We start from the raw sequence: 20,067 nt of genomic DNA on the forward strand, positions 1-20,067 counted from the left end.
TGGCGAAAAATACACAAAGAGAGCACAGTCGGTCGCATCGTGGAGCAAGTCGAGGGTATTCTAACCCGGCGTGCTGGCCGTTCCTCAATTTTAATGCTGATCGCAGATGCACAAGATCGACGCGAGGGTGCAGATCGGGCATTGCAGACTCTTGAAACAGGTAGAATTCGTTTTCCTGATGACGCCGAAATTGCTTATCGGCGAGCCTTCCTGTTGGAGAAAACGGGACGGCTCGAAGAAGCCAAGGAAGCCTATCTCAACCTCGTGAAACGGCCAGGCTTCAACGATCAGGTTCCTTACCGCCTTGCCGTCACTCTCAATCGCCTAAACGAAGACGCTGAGGCCCTTTCGTGGGCTGTGAACTTCGCTCTTGCTAATCCCGAAGACTCGCGGGGAAGTAAGCTGGCATTCAAACTTTCTGCAAACCAGCCAATCTGGAAAAGGTACGAAATTCTAGCCAACGGCTCGGGCGACCTGAAATTTGATCCAGGATGGCAAGGCGATTTGATCGCGCGGCCTACAACATGCGCAAGTACGAAGTGTGCGTAGAAGCTTTCGCATTGATGAAGGGGCACGCCAAACGGAGGACCATCGCACAAGTCGTGGCCTCGCTTATGGAGCTTGGTCGTCCAGACGCGGCATGGCAAACAGCTGTAGATCAGTTGGCGAATTCGGGGGCTAAGGGGGACGACCGTTATCCGGGTAGCCTAATGAAGGAGTTGGGGGCTTGGCAGTGGGCCCGCGATTTGTATATCCGGAGCTATTCAGAATCCCCAAATTCGCACCTCGCCTATATGATCGGCTTTGCTTTTACCCGACTGTTTGAGTGGAGCGAAGCCGTCGAATGGTTCAGGGCAGCTATACCAGGACACCCGGATGCGCTGAAGATAAGATACTACCTGGGTCTCGCGTTGGAACGAGAAGAAAGCTGGCTCGAAGCTTCCATTGACTACCTAAAGGCGGCTCAAACTGGATCGGCACGAGACTATCGCGTCTATAGGGCGCTTCATTGTATGAGCCAGGCTGGCGAAACCGAAGCGGCCGCCTTGGCGTTGGCGGGCTTGACTTGGCTGTCACCGTCACCTCGCACCTTTGAAGATCTTGATGTAGCTCAGTCCGCGCTAGAGACGCGCCTTGCCAGTTCACTTGCCGTGGCCAAGAAATCGCAGAGGACCTCGACTATGGAATTCGTAGTCAGAGAAGCAATCGATGCAGGGTTCTGGGATCTAGCGGTAGAGGCCGGGATAGCATTGGTTGACCGAGATCCGACGCACAGAATGGACAACTTCCTGTTGCTCGGCCGAGCGTTCGAAGGCGCAGGCATGACAGGTCCGGCAGTCGATGCGATTCTGAAGTCGAGAATCTATCGCGAGCCATCAATAGTCGACCATGTGTCGTATGAAAAGAACCGCGGAGTTCGCAATGCGATGCGTTTCGGAGCTTTCCAACGTTGGTGGAGCATTGACGAGTCTTCCATCCTTTACGAAAGTAATCATGGTGGAAAACTGACGTGCAACGTTTTACCTATGGTGCTCGAAATGGTTGACGACCCTCGGTTTGAACATTTTAACCACTATGTAGTGCTTCCGAACCGATCGTACCTGCCGCCGGCGTTGCAAGATAGACCAGATGTGATCGTCGTCCCTCGTGAAAGCGATCTCTATCTGCGCAAACTGGCTACTTCTAGCTACTTGATCAACAATAATACATTTCCAAGCTATTTTTCTAGACAGGATGGTCAACAGTACCTCAATACGTGGCATGGCACGCCTATAAAGTCGATGGGCCGGGAAATTAGGAACGGAAATTTCGATTATCGAAACGCAGCGCGAAACTTCCTCCAGGTGACACACTTTGCGTTGCCAAATTCCCATACGCGAGATCAGTTACTTAATCAATACAATATATCCAACCTTTTCCAAGGGCATGTTGAGCTGACCGGTTCGCCCCGTATGGATACAACGCTGAACATGCAACACTCAACGCGCGAAGCGGTAAGGAATCGGCTTGGAGTTGAACAGGGTCAGAAAGCGGTCCTGTTCGCACCCACTTGGCGCGGGGAGCTTGGAAATGTCGTCTCGGACTTCGACACTGAACTCTCAGTTCTTGCCCTCATAGAAGCCGAAGGATTCTGCGCCTTGTACCGTGGACATCCTGTAGCACTCGGAGGTCGCGCTGAGAGCGAAGAACCAGTCGTCCATACGGTTCCCGACGACATTGATACGAACGTATTGCTTGGATGCGTAGATGCCGTAATCAGCGACTATTCTTCGATCGCATTCGACGCGGCCGCTGCCGGTCTGCCTGTGGCTCTCTACGCTCACGACGAGGAGTTGTACGCGGCGCAACGTGGCTTCTCTCTTGACATCCACGAAATCGGTATGCCCGTCTTAACCGATGTAGGGGAGGTATCGACCTGGCTTAAGCAATTACACGCGAGCGGAAGCGGCAATGTCGACGATGTCTACTTTCGCCATGAAGACGGAGGAGCAACCGAACGCGTCATCGACTTCCTGCTAGAACCGCGACCTGAGACCCGCTGCGAGCCATCGCCCAACAACGTCCTGCTGTTCGAGGGTCATTTCATTCCCAATGGAATTACCTCGGCTGCTGGCGAGCTAAACAAGGTTCTTGCGGAAACGCATTTGAATCCTATCGTCGCGGTCGAGCCGAGCGCCATCACGCCCTTTGCCGAAAGGTCTGGGTCCTTCTCGGAAGCCACGGAGATGGTAGCTGTCATTCCACGAATCGCGGGTTCCACGGACAACGCGGAACAACGCTGGCTTATCGCACGACAGCACCAAGGCCATTCGATGACCAGGCGACAACTGGACGCGATCCATGAAGCTTACAAAGCCGAGTTCCATCGGCTGTTTGGATATTCCCAATTCAGGGCCGCGATCGGCTTTGAAGGGTTTTCATTGTACTGGTCGAACTTATTCGCGGCCGCCACTGCTGATCGTAAGGTGGGGTACCTCCATGCCGACATGTACGGCGAAGCTTCATCCCGCTTCCCGTACCTATGGAAGGTGTTCGATACGTACCAGTACTTCGACGCGTTAGCGTGCGTCTCGGCGGATGCGCTCGAGCAGAACCGGAAGAATTTGACGGCTTGGACTCGACCGGGACAGTTCTTAGTGGCTGAGAATCTAATTGACATTCACCGCATTCTGGACGAAGCGAAGGCTGAAGTTGAGCACGATTTTGCACAATTTTGCGCTGCCCATCGGTCCACGTTTGTGGCAGTTGGACGAATCTCCATCGAAAAGGGATCGGACCGTCTGATCGACGGGTTTTTGCAGGTCGCTCAAATGAATCCGGATGTGGGGTTGGTCGTCATCGGGGATGGTCCGCTGCGAATGGAGCTGGAGCGAAAGATTCAGCTGGCTGGATTCGAGGATCGAGTCTTCTTTACCGGATTGCTGGCGTCGCCTTTCGCCCATATGAGGCACTGTGACAACCTGGTACTTGCTTCACACCATGAAGGTCAGGGCATTGTGATTTTGGAAGGTCTTGTACTTGACCTTCGTATTATGTCGGTTGATATCCCCGGACCGCGGTCGATTCTAGCTGACGGTGCCGGCCTCCTAGTGGAAAACAGTATGGAAGGTCTAGTCCGAGGGTTCCTTGACCTGATTAACGGGTACGAGCCGAGTGACAAATTCGACGCTTGGGGCTACGTGGAGAAAGCGCGGAAGCACGCCTTGAATGCCATTCTTGGCGTAGGCGGCGAACCGGTGGAACTTGCCTACGATACATCGAATGCAGAAGGTGCGCAGTGACCGACAAGCAATGGCACTTAGAAGATGTCACCGAGATGAAGTCCGGCGGGATAGTGTTCATGTTGTTGAGCGGCCCTCTCACGCACGGTGCTGCAGGATTGGCAAACTCTTTCATTGAACGAGCTTCTTCATTGAGCGAAGCCGGATGGACTGTGACAATACTGGTGGATGTGTGGCAGGTCGACCTTAAATGGCACGTTGAGGCGTTGGTCGATTCCGGACGACTTCATCCTAAAGTTGCTGTACGCAACTTGTACTTCGATCTGGCCGCGCAGGCTGGACTTCCGGACGGGTACATGGAATCGCAATTCTCGAGTCCGCTGCTGAGCGACTACATCGGACGCTTAGATGCACGGTACGACGATAGCAATGGCCAAGTTGTACGCTACTACGACAAGCACCTCTATAGATACTTCGGTTACGTAGATGAGCGTAGCACTCCACTATTTTTGGATGAATTGATTGATAAAAAGCGCGTCAAACGCCTTTATTTTAGTCCAGGAGGAAGGCTGATCCGAGGGACTGGATACCGCAATGAATCTCCAGTCTGGGACGAGTTCTATAATGAGTCCGGTGTAGTCTATTGCCGTATTCGATACGGATCCGATGAAAAAGTCGCTACTGTCACAGTCCGAGAAGGGCGGTCGCGATACAGAAACCTTAATAGGGACGAGTCGCTCCTCGGTTTCTGGTTGAGCTCATGCTTTGAAATTGGTACCGAAGACTTCGTGATTTGTGAGTACGCATTCAAATTCTCGGATCTGCAGGAGTTCGCTCGAAAGTCGGGGGTACCGACCATTTACACTTTGCACAGTTCCCACTTGGGTCCACCCCATGGCGCTGGGGCACCTATTAAGCCTGAACTGGGTCCTACATTTCATAATGCCGAAGATATGGACGCAATCGTCGTGCTGACTCCGCAGCAAAGATTTGACATCCGGAAACGCTTTCCGGAACTGCAAAACGTTCACACCATCCCGCACGCCGCTCCACAGCCGTTGAAGGTGTCACGAACTCCGGTGGCAGCTCGGGAGACAGGCCTGGTTGTTGTTGTTGGTCGGCTGGACCAGGTTAAGGGTCAGCGCCTTGTCATCGAGAAGTTTTCCCGGTTGCTCGAACGTCATCCCGGTGCCCGATTGGAGTTGTGGGGCCGCGGGAATGACGAAGGAAATATCCGGCGGTTAATATCGGAGCAGAGTTTGAGCGACTCCGTATCGCTGAAAGGCTTCACAAACGATACCTCAACTGTCTTTGAGCGTGCGGAGATCGCGCTATTTCCGTCTTCCTTCGAGGGCCAGTCACTTACGCTTATGGAAGCGATGCGCGCTGGATGCGTCCCCGTGTGTTTTGATTTTAAGTACGGGGCTAGGATGCTTGTGGACGACCTTGAGAACGGCATTATAGTTGAGCGAGGTGATGTTGTTGATATGATTGATTCCGCTTGTGTGCTTTTGGATGACCCCACGTCTCTTGCTTCAATGTCGAAAGCTAGTCGCGTCAAAATGGCGATGTTCTCTAAAGATAGGCTGGTCCGGGACTGGGAGAACTTATTCTTTCAGCTCTCCGCGTCCCGAAAGTGAGAGGTAACGCGTTGTTGCAACTTGTAGGCCCTGGTGCGGTTCGCTGCAGTCTTTCATCTCAGGTGGACGAGCTGCTGAGTTCTTTGAAAGATCTTCATGACGACGTTTTGTTGGTCGAAGTGGAACATCGGAATTTTGCTTTGGATGATTCCAATCTTATCCGAATTGGGTCTCGAATTCGGGAGTTTAGGCCAATCGTAGAATGGTTTGCAAGGAACGGTTGGTTTCTATATAAATCCGATGGCAGCACCTCTTCCCTTGTTCGTCACGACCACATTTCTAAATTGTGGCATAAGATCACGGATGGATCTTATAATGTCGATCGTCGGGGTACTGTCTATTCAATCAACGATGACAATGCTATTGAGCGCGCTAGCTCATTGATCGTTGTGTTCTCGTCGATGTCTCTTCCATTTGACGGTCCCGGCCTGAGCAGGTTTTTTGAGCAAAATTTCTCTTCGATAGGCAAGCATGTCGGCCAGGGTGTTGTGGTTCTTCGTATCGCAGATATTGATGGCGTGGTCGGAGGCTTCTATTCTCCTACGGTATTTGCTCCAGATCGTATAGACCGAGTCCAATCGTTAATTGGTGAGATTGCCTCTCTATATGCTATTGATCCGGAGCGCGTCATACTTTACGGCGGCTCTAAAGGCGGCTCGGGTGCGTTATTGCACGCACTTGTTAATGGTGATGGGTGGAAGTGCGTCGCCGTTGATCCAGTTGTGGACGATTATTACTATGAATCGAAGTATCTCGATTCTCACTGGACCAGCGGGACCGTGTTCATCGAGAGGAAAGAGGAACTATTTTCTCGTGTCGTTGACTCTGTTTCGTCGCATGGTAACACGGCGCGCATTGGTATAGTGACGTCCCCGCGTTCGCCTTTGTATTCCACAATTGAGACCCTTGCATCAAAGGTGCCGCATAGCGCGTTGCTTTTTGCTGAAAGTCATGATCCGTTGATAAACGATCACCCCGACGTTAGCGGCCGTACACTGCGGTTTGTGACGGGGCTATTGAATGTCTGGTCGGCTGGCTTGCAGTTCCCGGGTAGCAGACTGCGAATCGATTGAAGGTTTTCTGTGGTAATGTCTCCCTGTTCATCATCGAATCCCGATCGGAGTGATTTCATGGAGATTAGATGTACTTCTCTTCGTCTTGGATGTTGGGCTAATTGTTGCTATCGTCCATATTGTTCTGCGTTTCATAACCCGCCCTCATGAGTTTTCCCTGGAAAAGCCGAGAAGGTTTTCGGGGTCAGGGACTGGCTCAAAGGTATTTTTCCAGCATGGGTGGTGCTCTTCTCGTTGTCCGTTAGTTGGTTGATTTCCGCATTAATCGGGCGTGCCGTGAGAATCGTCCCTTACCGTGGTGGGTCGGGCGAGCACTGGCAACGCTCGGTCATCTTTTGCGTCGGTGGCTGGCCGCTCATGCAGGCTGTCTGGTGTCGATGCCGAAGAGTCTGCCGGGGTGGGGAAACGTGAAGCGAACGCTGCAGGTCGGTGGCGCTATGGCGTCAGCGCTGGTGATCGCCGGATGCACGATCGGCACTCCGATGCGGGACTCTGCGACGGATACGGCTACCTCGACACCCAGTCCTACACCGACGGTGTTCACTCAGAAACTTGGGTCCGGACCGACCGGCGACGCCGGAACGATCGCCATCAGCGAAGACAGCGCAGGCGAGGACTTCGGCGCGTCCAATATCGGCATCTCGTTCGAAGCGACCGACCTCGCCGATCCGCGACTCGACCCGGCTGCCTCCAATCTCGACGATCTGCTCACATCCCTCGGCAGTCCGGCGCTGCGATTCGGCGGCAACGGACTCGACCGACGGACGTTCTGGACGTCGACAGGGGAGACACCGCCGAAACCCGAGCAGGTCGCCGTCACCCCTGACGACCTGAGGAACCTCAAGCGACTCGTCGATGCCACCGGCTCGACCGTGACGATCGGGATTCCGCTCGGCACCTACGATCCCGAACGCGGCGCCGACATGGCGGTCAACGCCGTCGACATCCTCGGCGATTCCCTCGTCGGGCTGGCGATCGGCAACGAACCCAACGGCTACACCGTCAAAGACGTGCCCAACGGGGCCGTCCGCGGGGACGGCTGGAACCGCAGCGAGTACGTCAAGCAGCTCGAAGCCTACGCCGACGCCATCCATGCGAAGCGCCCCGATGCCCCCATCATCGGCCCCGACGCCTACGACGGCGCCTGGATGGACGCCTTCGTCGGAGCCGACGTCGACAACACGACCGCCATCGCCCAGCACTGGTACCAGCTCTACGAATGCGACTCCACGCAGGTGCCCGGTCGTGGCCCGCAGGCGGAGAACCTCGTCGCCCCGTCCGCGAAGGCAGCGGCGAAGGAGAACCTCGAGATCGGCCTGGCCAAGGCCGACGCCGCCGGCCTCCCGCTCTGGCTCGAAGAGACCGGCCCGACGAGCTGCGGCGGCACGAACGACACCTCCCTGACCAACGCGATGTCCCTGTGGGCTGCCGACTTCACGCTCTACGCAGCATCCCTCGGCGTCGACCGCCTAGCCATGCACTCGATGCTCGGCGCCTGCAACGGCGGCGCCCCGATGTCGCTCGTCTGCGACCCCGCCGACCACGGCACTGCCTCAGCCACGCTCCAGGGTCGCCCGCACTTCGCGGCGATGCGGCTCCTCGTCCCGAGCATCGGCGGCACCTTCACGAAGACGGACATCGACGGCGGCGGGAACATGAGCGCCTACACCGTGACCAAGAACGACGGCCAAAGCCTCGTCACGACGGTCATCAACGCCAACGACGCCGCTGACATCGCCGGCAACCCGGTCACGCTCGAGATCCCCGACGGCTTCTCCGTCGACCGGGCCTCCCAGATCTACGGGCCCTCGAACGAAGCGAAGAACGCCACCCAGGTCATCCCCGCGAACCCGCTGCCGGACACTGTTCCCTACAGCGGGCCGACCCCGACGGCGAGCCCCACGGACGACAACGACCTGCGCATCGACCTCGCCGCGAGTTCAGCGACCGTGTTGATCATGAGTAGGGACTGACGCGGCTCGCGCTCTCGCGGCTTCGCCTCAGTACCCAAGCGACGCGACGTAGCGGAGGAACTCCTTGAGGTCATGCCCGCCGAGCGCCTGCCGCAGAGCCGGCAGCGCCTCGGCGTCGAAGGACACCCGCACCGTGCCGTCCTCGAGGCGCTCCGAAGTCGCCGGCACCGTGACGGCGACGACGTCGTCCTGCGGGATCTGCCGGATGACATTGGCGAGCTTGTCCAACTCGATCGTCGTCAGCCCCCGATCGGTGCGCACCCCGGACGAGACCGCACTGAGCACCGCGGTGAGCTTCGCCGGATCCTTCGCCAGCCCACCCTGTCGCAGCGCCTGGACAAGGGCGCGCAGCAAGGCCCGCTGATTGCGGGTGCGCGTCTGCCCGGCATCGTCGACGGCGGCCGCCGAAGCGAACGTCACCGCTGACGCACCGTCGAGAGAGTTCGTCCCCTCGACGAACGACGTGCCGCCGGCTTCGAACGGGGTGCGGCCGTAGACGGCGACGGGTCCGATGACGTCGATGACGTTGCCGAGCGCCTCGGCGGAGAGCTCGACGACATGGTCGACGCGGACCCCGAGGACCTCCTCGGCGATGGCGACGAAGACCGGCCACCCGCCCTCGTCGACGAGGGAGGCGAGGCTGCGTCCGGATTCGATCTCGACGGACGGGTTGAGGACGAGGAACCCTGCCGTGTCACCGGTCGCGGGCACATGGACGAGGGCGAAGAGGTCGTTGCCGCTCGAGTCCGCCGCCCCGGGCACGGGCCCAGTCGGCTCACCGGGCACGGTCGGGGTGGTGACGCGCAGAGCGAGGGTGCGGGCATCGGAGGGGGAGGGGCGGATGTCGGCGGGCGGGAACGCCTGCTCGTCGGCGAGCTTGCGGGAGGAGTCGTCGAACGCCGCCCGGGCTCGGTTGACGTCGCCGAGCGACCCCAGAGCCGATGCCACCGTCTTGGGCTTGACCATCGCCGTTCCCCTTCTCAGCGCCTCTCGATTCGTCCGGCCGGCGAGCCCGACCCTGGCGGAGAGGGAGGTGAGAGGCTCACTGACGCACCTCAAACTCTATCCCCAACGACAGGTCGAGTGGAGGGAACACGACGGGGCGGAGGCGCGATCTCGCCTCCGCCCCGTCGGGTCGGGAACTGTTCAGTTCGCCGTCACCTTACGCTCACGTCCGCGACACCGTCACGTCCGCGACAGCGTGGCCGGTGACCCGGACGCCGGTGACCCGGACGCCGGTGACTCGGACTCCGGCGACTCGACGGTCCCGCCGTGGTTCTCCGGGTCGAGGCTGAGTTCGTCGAACGGGCTCGAGCCGTCAAGCGCTGCCCGCGCCTGGTCGAGGTCGATCTCCTTCGTCCACCGGCCGATGAGCAGGGTGGCCACGGCGTTGCCGGTGAAGTTCGTCAGCGCGCGGGCCTCGGACATGAACTTGTCGATGCCGACGATGACGCCCATGCCGTCGAGCAGCTCGGGCCGGTGCGCCTGGAGGCCTGCGGCCAGCGTGGCGAGTCCGGCGCCGGTGACGCCGGCCGCGCCCTTCGAGGCGATGATCATGAAGACGAGGAGCGAGATCTGCTGCCCAAGGTCCATCGGCATGCCCATCGCACTCGAGACGAAGAGCGCGGCCATCGTCAGGTAGATCGCGGTCCCGTCGAGGTTGAACGAGTACCCGGTGGGCACGGTGATGCCGACGACCGGCTTCGAGACCCCGGCGTGCTCCATCTTCGCGAGCAGCCGCGGCAGTGCCGACTCCGATGACGAGGTCGAGAAGATGAGCAGGTACTCCCGGGCGAGGTACTTCATGAGGAGGAAGATGTTGAGCCCGGTGACGATCTTGAGCAGACCGCCGAGGACGATGACGATGAAGAGTGCGCACGTGAGGTAGAAGGCGCCCATGAGCACGGCCATCGACCCGATCGCCGCCCACCCGGTGGCGCCGACGACGGCGGCGATCGCACCGAACGCGCCGACGGGGGCCGCCCACATGATCATCATCATGAGCTTGAAGACGACGGCCTGGATGTGGCGGATGCCGGTGATGACCGGCTCCCCGGCCTTGCCCATCGACTGCAGGGCGAAGCCGACGAGGAGCGCGAGGACGAGGGTGGGCAGGACCGGGATGTCGCCGGGGATGAGGCCGAGGAGGAACTCGACGGTCGCATTGTCCTCACCGCCCGCGGCATCCTCGTAGGGCTTGAGCTGGAGTCCGGTGCCGGGGTGGATGAGGTTGCCGACGACGAGGCCGATGATGAGCGCCAGCGTCGCCATGCAGAGGAAGTAGATCATCGCCAGGCCCCCGACCTTGCCGACGGTCGCGGCCTTCGCGACCGACCCGACGCCGAGGACGATCGTGCAGAAGATGATCGGTGCGATGATCATCTTGATGAGCGCGATGAACGCGGTGCCCAGGGGTTTGAGGGCCATGCCGACCTCGGGGGCGATGAGGCCGATCGCGGCCCCCGAGACCACGGCGACGATGACCATGATGTAGAGCCAGTGGGTGCGGTCCCGCTTCTTCGCCGTCGTCGGCGTCGCGGGGGTCGTGTTCTCAGGCGGCATTGCCTTGTCTCCTCATTGAGTGGTCGGTGGTTCCTTCGCCCACCCAGAGTGGCAAGGTCCGTGACCGCTGTCACGGTTGCGTTCATAGTGTTCATGGCAGGTGCCGGCGTGGGAAGCTTGTCACGGCGGAGAGGAGAGACGATGGCGACATCACGCACGTCCGGGCGTCGGTCGGTGCCCTTGGCGCGGCGGCTCTTCGTCCTCCAGCTCGTCCTCATCGTCGCCGTGTGCGCGGTCCTCAGCGTCACCAGCTACCTCACCGCCCGTGACTCCGCGCGGGATGCGACCGCGGACCGGGTCCTCAGCATCGCCGAGACCCTGGCCAACGACCCCTTCGTCGCCGAGGCGGTGACCGGCCCCGACCCGTCCGCCCGGCTCCAGCCGTATGCGCAGACCGTCGTCGACACCGCCGACGTCGACTTCGTGACGATCATGGACCGCGACCGCACCCGCTACACCCACCCGGATCTCGACGAGATCGGCCGGCCCTACATCGGCAGCATCGACACCGCCCTGACCGGGCGGGCCGAGACCGAGGAGTACGTCGGCACCCTCGGTCCCTCGGTGCGGGCGATCGTCCCCATCGTCGACGACACCGGTGCGGTCACCGCGATGGTCGCCGTCGGCGTCACCCTCGAGACGATCTCGCTCACCCACGCCGCGGCGCTGCCGCAGATCCTCATCATCGCCGCCGTCGCCATCGCCCTCGGCGGGCTCGGCGCGTGGATCCTCAGCCGCTACCTCCGCCGTGTCACCCTCGGCTACGGGCCCGAGGAGCTCAAACGGCTCTTCGCGTTCTACGACTCCGCGCTCCATTCGCTCCGTGAGGGGCTCATCCTCGTCGACGACCGGGGACAGCTCGTCCTCTACAACGATGAGGCCGCCGCCCTCCTCGACCTGCCCCGTCCCACCGACGATGAGCCGGTTCCCCTCGTCGAGGTGGCCCTGCCGACCTCGATCCGTGACCTCCTCGACTCCGGTCGGGTCGCCGTCGACGAAACCCACCTCACCGCCGATCGCGTCCTCGTCCTCAACCAGAAGCGGGCCACACAGCCTCACGATCGCGCTTCCCGGCAGGGGGAGGCTTCCGCGGCGAGCGGCACCGTCGTCACCCTGCGCGACCGCACGGACCTCACCGAACTCACCGACGAGCTCGAGACGATGCGGACCCTCTCCGAGGCGCTGCGCGCGCAGACCCATGAGCACGCCAACCGCATGCACACCGTCTCGACGCTCATCGAACTCGGCCGCACCGCCGAGGCAGTCGACTTCGCCGTCCGCGACGAACAGGAGTCCCAGCGGCTCACCGACACCTTCGTCGGCTCCCTCGACGAACCCTTCATCACCGCGCTCATGGTCGGCAAGGCCGCCCAGGCCCACGAACGCGGTATCGAACTCACCGTCTCCGCGACCGGGGAGCTGCCGCCGGGCAGCCTCGACGCCCGCGATCTCGTCACGATCGCCGGCAACCTCATCGACAACGCCCTCGACGCCGCCGCGGACTCGGAGGAACGGCACGTGTGGGCGGACTTCGTCGCCGCCGACGGCGAGCTCATCATCACCATCGCCGACTCCGGTACCGGAATCGACGAGACGGAGATCGAGGCGATGCTCCGCCTCGGCGCCACAGGCAAAGCCGAGGCCGCGCACCCCGGCGGGCGCGGGTTCGGCCTCGCGCTCGTCCGGCAGGCGGTCGCTCGCCTCGGCGGACAGCTCACGGTCGAATCCGACGGAGGGGCGATCGTCACGGTGACGCTGCCCGTGACACGGGCCGACGATCCGGCGGCAGGGAACGGCCGCCTCGGCGAGGGGGATGAGACGACGACGGAGACAGAGACAGTGACAGGGAAGGGGCGGGAGCGCACCGATGGCCGCTGACAACAACGACCTGCGGGTCCTCATCGTCGAGGACGACCCGATGACGGCAGAGGCCCACGCGGACTTCGTCCGGCGGGTCCCCGGCTTCACGGTGGTCGGGATCAGCCTCGGCGGGACCGCGGCACTCGAGCGCTTCGACGCGCTGACCGCAGAGGGCAGGCCGGTCGACCTCGTCCTCCTCGACATGAACCTCGTCGACGCCCACGGGTTGGAGGTGGCCAAGCGGATGACGAGTCGGAACACCGGGGTCGACATCATCGCGATCACCGCGGTGCGGCATCTGCCGGTGATCCGCTCGGCGATCGCGGTGGGGATCACGCAGTACCTCATCAAACCGTTCGCGTTCGCCGCGTTCCGGGAGAAGCTCGAGAACCAGCGGGCGTTCCGGCAGGGTCTGAGCGGGGGAGGCGAGCTCGCGACGCAGGAGTCGGTCGACAGCGCGCTCAGCGCCCTTAGGTCGGTCGCCCCGGGGCGCCTGCCCAAGGGGCTCATCGAGGAGACGCTCGAGACGGTCTCGGCGGCGGTGCGGGAGGCACCGGCGCCGGTGTCGGCGACCGAGGTGGGGCGGGCGCTCGACCTCTCCCGGGTCACGGTCCGTCGCTACCTCGAACACCTCGTGACCACCCGGCAGGCGGTCAAGCAGCCCCGGCACGGCACCCCGGGCCGCCCGGAGTACGAGTACCGCTGGGCGTAGGGGCGCGCGGAGAGGACCGCGGCGGCAGGTCACCGTCGGCGCGTCACTGCCTGCTCCCTCACTGCAGGGCGCTCAGCCTCGGCAGGGCTCCGGGGGTCTCGTGGACCGCGGCCTCGAGGTCGTCGAGGAACCGGGTGGCCCACCGGCAGAGACTGTGATCTGCCACCGTCGTCGCCATCGCCTCGATGCGCGAGTGCGCGTTCGCCGCCTCCGTCGCCACCGCCTCGGCGATCGCGTCCTTGAGCGCATCGCGGTCATGCGGGTTGACGATGAGGGCCTCGGTGAGCTCATCGGCGGCACCGGCGAACTCCGAGAGGACGAGCACCCCGCCGCGGCCGCGCCGGGCGGCGACATACTCCTTGGCGACGAGGTTCATCCCGTCGCGCAGCGAGGTCGCGAGCAGGACATCGGCGGTGAGGTACCACTTGACGACGTCGTCGAACGGGTACTCGCGGTGGAGGTAGTGGATGCTCGCCCCGCCGAGACCGCCGAAATTCCCGTTGATCCGCCCCACCGTCCGTTCGACGTCGGCGCGCAGCTGACGGTAGGCCGGGATCGCCTCACGCGAGGGCACGGCAATCTGGACGAACCGTGTCGTCGCCGGGTCGAGGGTGCCGTCGTCGAAGAGCTCCTCGACGGCGAGCAGTCGCTCGAGGATCCCCTTCGTGTGGTCGAGTCGGTCGATGCCGAGGAGCACGGTCTCCGGATCGCCGAGCTCGGATCGGATTCTGGACGGTGCCCCGTCGCGCACGGCGCTCTTCGCGAGCGTGCCGATGCGCTCGGAGTCGACGGAGACCGGATAGGCGCCGACGATGGTGCCGTCCTCGCGCGGGTCGACGCCGAGGATGCGGGTGCACGCGGCGATGAAGTTCTCGACGTCAGCCTGTCGTTGGAAGCCGATGACGTCGGCGCCGAGGATGCCCGAGAGCACCTCGGTCCGCCACGGCAGCTGCGCGAAGAGCTCGACGGGCGGGAACGGGATGTGCGTGAAGTACCCGAGCCGCACATCGGGCCGCATCGACCGGACGAGTCCGGGAACGAGCTGGAGCTGATAGTCATGGACCCACACGAGCGCATCGGGTGCCGCCGAGGCGGCGACCTCCTCGGCGAAGCGACGGTTGACCCGCTGGTGGGCCTCCCACCATGACCGTTTGAACTGCGGGGCGACGACATGGTCGTGATAGAGCGGCCAGATCGTGCTGTTGGCGAACCCCTCGTAGTGGGATTCCACCTCGTCTGCACTCAGCCGCACGGGGATGAGCGCCATGTCGGACTGCTGCTCGGGTTCGGTCTCGTCGTCGGCGATGCCGGACCAGCCGACCCACGCGCCGCCGTGGCGCTGGGCGACGGGGGAGAGGGCGGCGACGAGACCGCCGGGAGAGGACCGCCAGGCGTCGGCGGCCCGCTGGCAGGGCAGCCGGTTGGCGACGACAAGGAACCTGTGGCGCTGTGCTTCTGTGGACACGATGATCTCTCAGCGGCATCCGGACGGCTGCCGCGATTCTCGGGGCCGGGCGCACCGGGAGGCGCTGCCTGTTCGCGACGAGAATACCGCCATCTACTTTACGTCGTAAATCTGAAAAAATGAACCCTGGTCGACTTGTCGGTGAATCGGCTTCTCGTGCCCGCCGCATGGGTTTTGTTGGCATTGGGTTCCCGGTGGGATTACAGTGTAAGAAAGCAGCGAGGCGGCTTGTCTCCATGCTCATCTCCTGGCCCTGGGAACCAAGGCCAGGCCGCTGATCCGCGACATCTGTGAGCTCCTGCGACCGACATGGTCGCGGCGGGCTCACAGGCCCACCGGATCCCATTATGCAGTTGAAGGAAGTTACCAATGGGTTTCATCGCTTATCTCATTCTCGGCCTCATCGCCGGTGCCATCGCCAAGGCCATTCTGCCCGGTCGGCAGGGCGGCGGCTGGATCGCCACCCTCATCCTCGGCGTCATCGGCGCCCTGGTCGGCGGCTGGCTCGGCGGCCTGATCTTCGGCGCTGAGATGAATGCGTTCTTCTCGCTCTCGACGTGGCTGTGCGCCATCGGCGGTTCGATCATCGTCCTCCTCATCTGGGGACTGATCACCGGTCGTTCGCGCGCGACCAACGCGTGAGTCGCTGACCTGTGAACACTTGGTCGCAGGTCATCTCGGCGGGCGCGTTCAGTGCACTAAACTGGGCAGTGAACGCGCCCGCCGCCGACGCCGGTCCGACGGTTCGGGCACGAACGAGGACCTCGCGACAGATCGCGGTCGGGGTGGCATCGGCCTCCCCGACCGGGATCAGTGATTCCAGGAGTAGTAATGGCCCGTCAGCGCTTGCGCCAAGAGGACATCGTCCGGGCGGCGATTGCCTTCATCGATGAGTTCGGTGTGCAATCGCTGTCCATGCGCCGACTGGGGATGTCGCTCGAGGTGGAGGCAATGGCCCTGTACAACTATGTCTCGGGACGCGAAGAGCTCGTCTCGCTGGCCGTCGATGAGCTCATCGACGATCTCTTCGACGACGAGCTGATGCAGGAGCAGCCCGCATCATGGGAGGCGTTTCTGCGGTTCGTCGCGAACGCAATGCGCGACCTCGCGCTCAGCCATCCGCGGATGTTCCCGCTCATGATCACCCAACCGCCGGAGGCGCCGTGGCTGCGCCCGCCGCTGCGCAGCGTGCGCTGGGTCGATTATTTCCTCTCCACGCTCCAGGACTACGGCTTCTCCGACGACCGTGTCGTCGACGCCTACAAGGCCTTCACGAGCTTCCTCCTCGGTCACCTCGTCCTCGAGGTCTCCGCGCTCGGCATCGACATCGCCTCCGAGATCGACGACGACGCCGACGGCGGGGAGAGCAGTGAGAGCCTCGGGAACTACCCGACGCTCAACCGCCTCCAGGACATGCTCGCCGAAGACCACTCCGACCGCGAGTTCGATGACGGCCTCGACGACCTCATCGAACGCATCCGCACGACCAAGGACTCGTGACCCGAGCCGCCCCCACCGAACGGACCACCGCGCCGACGTCGGCGCGGGCCGCCGACGGCAGCCAGGTGGCGCCGGCCTCACATCATGACGGTCAGGTCCTGACGGGTCCTCGACTGTCGACTTCGGAACCGCCCCACCGATCGAAGGGATGAGTCCCGCCCATGCACACACCGCTCGTCAGAGCCCTCACCGAACTCACCAAGCCTTGGTACCGGCCGGGCACCGATTCGCCCCATGAGGACGAATTCCTCAAACTCGTCACGAGCACCGCGCCACTGGCCACGCGACTCGCAGCACTCCAGGGGTTCTGGAACCTCACCGGCACCTCCTCGGCGCTCAAGCAGTGGGATGCGCTCACCGCGATCGCCTCCGCTGATGTCGCCGTCGCCCGCATGCTCGAACCCCACATCGACGCCCTCGGCATCCTCGCCGAGGCGGGACACCCCACCCCGGGGCCGGAGTCCTCATGGGGCGTCTTCGCCGCCGAGATCCCCGGCAGAGTCGTCACCGCGACCCCGGCGGCCGACGGCACGCTCGTCCTCCACGGGGAGAAGGCCTGGTGCTCGCTCGCGACCGAGCTCACCCACGCCATCGTCTCCGTCCGCCTCGGCGAGGCCCGACAGACCGTGGCCGTCGACCTCACCGGGCCCGGGGTCCACCCCGCCGAGGCGGACTGGCCGGCCCTCGGGCTCGCCGAGATCCCCAGCGGCCCCATCGTCTTCGACGGCGCGCGTGCCACCGCGGTCGGACCGCCTGAGTGGTACCTGCAGCGGCCCGGGTTCGCGTGGGGCGGCATCCGCGTCGCGGCGTGCTGGTTCGGCGGGGCGCTCGGGCTCGCCCGCAACGCAGCCCAGCGCCACTTCGGAAGGCCCCAGCCCTCACCCCTGGGGGCGATGACGCTGGGACAGATCGACACGGAGATCACGGCCGCCCGCACGGTCCTCGCCCACGCCGCGCAGCTCGCCGGCAGCGGCGACATCGACTCCCACGACGACTCGTGGACCCAGGCCCTGCGCGTGCGCAACCTCGTCTACCGCGCGTGCCAGCGCATCCAGGAGCTCAGCCGCGAACTCGCCGGTCCCGCAGCGCTCACCGGCGACCGAGAGTTCGCGAAGGCCGACGCCGACCTCACCGTCTACCTCAGCCAGCACCACGGCCCCCGCGACGAAGCCTCCCTCGGCGAGGCGATCGTCGCCGACGCGACACCACGATGACCTTCACCCACCTCGACGAGACGACCCCGGAGGACGCGTGGGCGGAGGCCGGGGTCGCCGAGCTGCCCCGGTTCGCGCCGGACACCCTGCCGGGCGGGTCCGTCGTCGTCCTCCTCGCCCACCCCGACGACGAGGCCCTCGGCTGTCCGGGACTGCTCACCCGCCTCGGTGCGGAGGGGCGCGACGTCGATGTCCTTCTGTGCACGGCTGGGGAGAACTCCCACCCGCAGTCCCCGACGCACACCCCCGAGCAGCTGCGGGAGATCCGCCTTGCCGAGTTCGACTCCGCCCTCACCGGGCTGGGAGGGTCGATCACGGCGCGGTTCCTCGACCTCGGCGACGGTGGGCTTCCGGCCCGGTATGAGGAGATCCTCGCCGAGGTGGACGCCGCCGTCTCCGCCCTGCCCGCCCCGGTGACGATCGTCGCTCCGTACAGCCGTGACGGCCACGGCGACCACGAGACCCTCGGGCGGGCGGCCCTCGAGGTCGGTCGGCGGCGGTCGGCGACGGTGCTCGAGTTCCCCATCTGGTACTGGCATTGGGCCGACCCCACCGACCGTGCGTGGCGGGAGTGGGCGTTCCTCCCCGATCCGGCGGGCCTCGACCGGCAGGGACTGTGGGCGCACTATCCCTCGCAGATCCGACCGCTGTCGGACCGGCCCGGAGACGAGGCGATCCTCCCGGCAGAGTTCCTCGCGCACTTCGCCCGCGGCGGGGACACGTTCGCCGTCACCCGCTTCGGATCTGCCGACGACCACACCGGAACCGGTCAGGTGCGGGAGACGAACGATGCCCGCACCGCCGAGGCGGTCTTCGATCGCGTGCACACCGAACGACCCGACCCGTGGGAGGTGCGCACCTCGGCCTACGAGATCGCCAAACGCCGCGCCCTCATCGCCGCCCTGCCGGAGGGCCAGTTCGACCACATCATCGAGATCGGCTGCTCGATCGGCGAGCTCAGCCGTGCCCTCGCCGAGGTCGCCGACCACGTCACCGCGGTCGACGCGAGTTCCGCAGCGCTCGCCGAGGCGCGTCGCCGGCATTCCGGGCACGGCATCGACTTCGTCCACGGCACCCTGCCCGAGGACTGGCCGGCCGGCCGCTTCGACGCCGTCGTCCTCGCCGAGACCGGCTACTACCTCACACCCGGGCAGCTCGAGCAGACCCTCGACCGGATCGCGGAGTCGACCCGCGACGACTTCATCCTCGTCCTCTGCCACTGGACCGGGGAGATCGAGGACTGGCCGCTCGACGCCGCACAGGTCCACGCGATCTGCCTCGACCGCTGGCCGGATGCCCTTCGCCTCCACCACGATGTCGGCGAGTACCGGCTCGACGTCCTCCACGTCTCCCGCACGGTGCGCGTCGGAGGGGAGGAGGCGTGATGATCGACCACGTCGCCGTCGTCGTTCCCGCCCACAACGAGGAAGCGGAGATCCTCGGCTGCCTCACCGCGCTCGTCGCCGCCGTCGAGGCCGCGAGCCCCCTGTCCTCTGTGCAGATCATCGCCGTCGCCGACAGATGCGCCGACGGCACCGCCGACCTCATCGAGCGCTTCGCCGCCAGGCACCCCGTCGTCACTCCTATGACCGTGCCCTTCGGCAACGTCGGCCGCGCCCGCGACGCCGGGGCACAGGCGGCACTCGATGCGATCGCCGCGGTCAATGCCGACGAGGCTGTGCTCGAGCGCACGTGGCTCGTCTTCACCGACGCGGACACCCGGGTGCCCGAGAACTGGATCACCGCGCACCTCGACCATGCCGGACAGGGCGCGGACTGTGTCGTCGGCACCGTCGAACCCCGGGCCGACGTCGGCAACGACGACCTCATCGAGGCATGGTTCGCCGCGCACCACCTCGGCGAGGGACACGACCACGTGTTCGGAGCGAACCTCGGGATCCGGGGCTCCCACTTCGTACGGATCGGCGGATGTCCGCCGCTGCGCCTCGGCGAGGACGTCGCGATGGTCCACGCCGTGACCGCGGTCGGGGGCACCATCCGGCGGACCGACGACTGCCGGGTCGTCACCTCGGCGCGGATGCTCGGTCGCTGCCACGGAGGATTCAGCACCTACCTGCGGGAGCTCGCCGACGAGACGGACGGCCGCCTCGGCGACATCGATGCTGAGAAGTCCCACGCAGGATGATGTGAGAATCCTGTCGCGTCAGGGGAACTTGGTACGCTGGGGAGAGTTGACTTTTCAAGAACCGAAATGGAGTGAAGCCGCACGTGGGAACCACCGCGGATATGGGGTCGTCGTCCGACGACCCCGGCGACTGTTGGATTTGTGAACTGAGCGCGCATCGTCGCGCCTCTGATCGGCCGGCCGGGGCGGGGGTGAGCGCC

The 20,067-nt window shown here is 63.6% G+C and carries 15 protein-coding genes; 12 read left to right on the forward strand and 3 right to left on the reverse strand.

Features of this window, described 5'->3' with window-relative positions; all coding sequences use genetic code 11:
* Window positions 1–39 precede the first annotated feature (39 nt).
* From BC102111_RS17560 to BC102111_RS11815, 5 genes are all read left to right on the forward strand, one after another.
* On the forward strand, window positions 40–549 hold the full coding sequence (locus BC102111_RS17560) for a tetratricopeptide repeat protein (protein WP_219618473.1): 510 nt from the start codon (window positions 40–42) through the stop codon (window positions 547–549).
* Entirely contained in the window at window positions 492–3,782 is a 3,291-nt protein-coding gene (locus BC102111_RS11805; RefSeq protein WP_101624422.1) for a glycosyltransferase, read from the forward strand. Before BC102111_RS17560 ends, BC102111_RS11805 begins: the two co-directional genes overlap by 58 nt.
* On the forward strand, window positions 3,779–5,362 hold the full coding sequence (locus BC102111_RS11810) for a glycosyltransferase (protein ID WP_101624423.1): 1,584 nt from the start codon (window positions 3,779–3,781) through the stop codon (window positions 5,360–5,362). The genes BC102111_RS11805 and BC102111_RS11810 overlap by 4 nt, the downstream gene beginning before the upstream one ends.
* Window positions 5,363–5,424: 62 nt before the next feature.
* Entirely contained in the window at window positions 5,425–6,435 is a 1,011-nt protein-coding gene (locus tag BC102111_RS17565; RefSeq protein ID WP_146001424.1) for an XcbB/CpsF family capsular polysaccharide biosynthesis protein, read from the forward strand.
* Window positions 6,436–6,971: 536 nt separating this feature from the next.
* On the forward strand, window positions 6,972–8,408 hold the full coding sequence (locus tag BC102111_RS11815; RefSeq protein WP_101624424.1) for a hypothetical protein: 1,437 nt from the start codon (window positions 6,972–6,974) through the stop codon (window positions 8,406–8,408).
* 27 nt (window positions 8,409–8,435) lie between these two features.
* Here BC102111_RS11815 and BC102111_RS11820 read toward each other — a convergent pair whose 3' ends face one another.
* Window positions 8,436–9,374 carry an LCP family protein gene (locus tag BC102111_RS11820; protein WP_101624425.1) on the reverse strand — a complete coding sequence of 313 codons (939 nt, stop codon included), beginning with the start codon at window positions 9,372–9,374 and terminating at the stop codon, window positions 8,436–8,438.
* 219 nt (window positions 9,375–9,593) lie between these two features.
* Window positions 9,594–10,970: a cation:dicarboxylate symporter family transporter gene (locus BC102111_RS11825; protein ID WP_101624426.1), complete on the reverse strand. Its 1,377-nt coding sequence runs from the start codon at window positions 10,968–10,970 to the stop codon at window positions 9,594–9,596.
* Window positions 10,971–11,111: 141 nt separating this feature from the next.
* Between BC102111_RS11825 and BC102111_RS11830 the strand changes: the two genes are divergently transcribed.
* Window positions 11,112–12,848 (forward strand): ATP-binding protein, encoded by a 1,737-nt coding sequence (locus BC102111_RS11830; RefSeq protein WP_101624427.1) that lies wholly within the window; start codon window positions 11,112–11,114, stop codon window positions 12,846–12,848.
* A complete protein-coding gene (locus BC102111_RS11835) occupies window positions 12,838–13,542 on the forward strand; it encodes a response regulator (RefSeq protein WP_101624428.1) in 705 nt (234 codons plus the stop codon). The genes BC102111_RS11830 and BC102111_RS11835 overlap by 11 nt, the downstream gene beginning before the upstream one ends.
* A 58-nt stretch (window positions 13,543–13,600) precedes the next feature.
* On the opposite strand, the gene BC102111_RS11840 is transcribed toward BC102111_RS11835, so the two are convergent.
* Window positions 13,601–15,007: an alpha,alpha-trehalose-phosphate synthase (UDP-forming) gene (locus tag BC102111_RS11840; RefSeq protein WP_101624429.1), complete on the reverse strand. Its 1,407-nt coding sequence runs from the start codon at window positions 15,005–15,007 to the stop codon at window positions 13,601–13,603.
* Between the two features lie 369 nt (window positions 15,008–15,376).
* Here BC102111_RS11840 and BC102111_RS11845 point away from each other — a divergent pair, with 369 nt between their 5' ends.
* The 5 genes from BC102111_RS11845 (at window position 15,377) to BC102111_RS11865 (ending at window position 19,867) form a co-directional block, all read left to right on the forward strand.
* Entirely contained in the window at window positions 15,377–15,649 is a 273-nt protein-coding gene (locus BC102111_RS11845; protein WP_009380367.1) for a GlsB/YeaQ/YmgE family stress response membrane protein, read from the forward strand.
* A 189-nt stretch (window positions 15,650–15,838) separates the two neighbouring features.
* Window positions 15,839–16,507, forward strand: coding sequence for a TetR/AcrR family transcriptional regulator (locus tag BC102111_RS11850; RefSeq protein WP_063249994.1), 669 nt, complete (start codon window positions 15,839–15,841; stop codon window positions 16,505–16,507).
* Between the two features lie 161 nt (window positions 16,508–16,668).
* Window positions 16,669–17,721, forward strand: a complete 1,053-nt coding sequence (locus BC102111_RS11855) for an acyl-CoA dehydrogenase family protein (RefSeq protein WP_101624430.1) — start codon at window positions 16,669–16,671, stop codon at window positions 17,719–17,721.
* Window positions 17,718–19,106, forward strand: a complete 1,389-nt coding sequence (locus BC102111_RS11860; protein WP_101624431.1) for a bifunctional PIG-L family deacetylase/class I SAM-dependent methyltransferase — start codon at window positions 17,718–17,720, stop codon at window positions 19,104–19,106. Before BC102111_RS11855 ends, BC102111_RS11860 begins: the two co-directional genes overlap by 4 nt.
* Window positions 19,106–19,867: a glycosyltransferase family 2 protein gene (locus BC102111_RS11865; protein WP_063249997.1), complete on the forward strand. Its 762-nt coding sequence runs from the start codon at window positions 19,106–19,108 to the stop codon at window positions 19,865–19,867. The genes BC102111_RS11860 and BC102111_RS11865 overlap by 1 nt, the downstream gene beginning before the upstream one ends.
* Window positions 19,868–20,067 lie beyond the last annotated feature (200 nt).

This window comes from Brevibacterium casei CIP 102111 (assembly GCF_900169275.1).
GTDB classification, from domain to species: Bacteria; Actinomycetota; Actinomycetes; order Actinomycetales; family Brevibacteriaceae; genus Brevibacterium; species Brevibacterium casei.

Coding starts and splice junctions, on each gene's coding strand:
- BC102111_RS11845 (WP_009380367.1), top strand. CDS start 15,377: ATGGGTTTCATCGCTTATCTCATTCTCGGCCTCATCGCCGGTGCCATC.
- BC102111_RS11850 (WP_063249994.1), top strand. CDS start 15,839: ATGGCCCGTCAGCGCTTGCGCCAAGAGGACATCGTCCGGGCGGCGATT.
- BC102111_RS11830 (WP_101624427.1), top strand. CDS start 11,112: ATGGCGACATCACGCACGTCCGGGCGTCGGTCGGTGCCCTTGGCGCGG.
- BC102111_RS11865 (WP_063249997.1), top strand. CDS start 19,106: ATGATCGACCACGTCGCCGTCGTCGTTCCCGCCCACAACGAGGAAGCG.
- BC102111_RS11855 (WP_101624430.1), top strand. CDS start 16,669: ATGCACACACCGCTCGTCAGAGCCCTCACCGAACTCACCAAGCCTTGG.
- BC102111_RS11835 (WP_101624428.1), top strand. CDS start 12,838: ATGGCCGCTGACAACAACGACCTGCGGGTCCTCATCGTCGAGGACGAC.
- BC102111_RS11805 (WP_101624422.1), top strand. CDS start 492: ATGGCAAGGCGATTTGATCGCGCGGCCTACAACATGCGCAAGTACGAA.
- BC102111_RS11860 (WP_101624431.1), top strand. CDS start 17,718: ATGACCTTCACCCACCTCGACGAGACGACCCCGGAGGACGCGTGGGCG.
- BC102111_RS11820 (WP_101624425.1), bottom strand. CDS start 9,374: ATGGTCAAGCCCAAGACGGTGGCATCGGCTCTGGGGTCGCTCGGCGAC.
- BC102111_RS11825 (WP_101624426.1), bottom strand. CDS start 10,970: ATGCCGCCTGAGAACACGACCCCCGCGACGCCGACGACGGCGAAGAAG.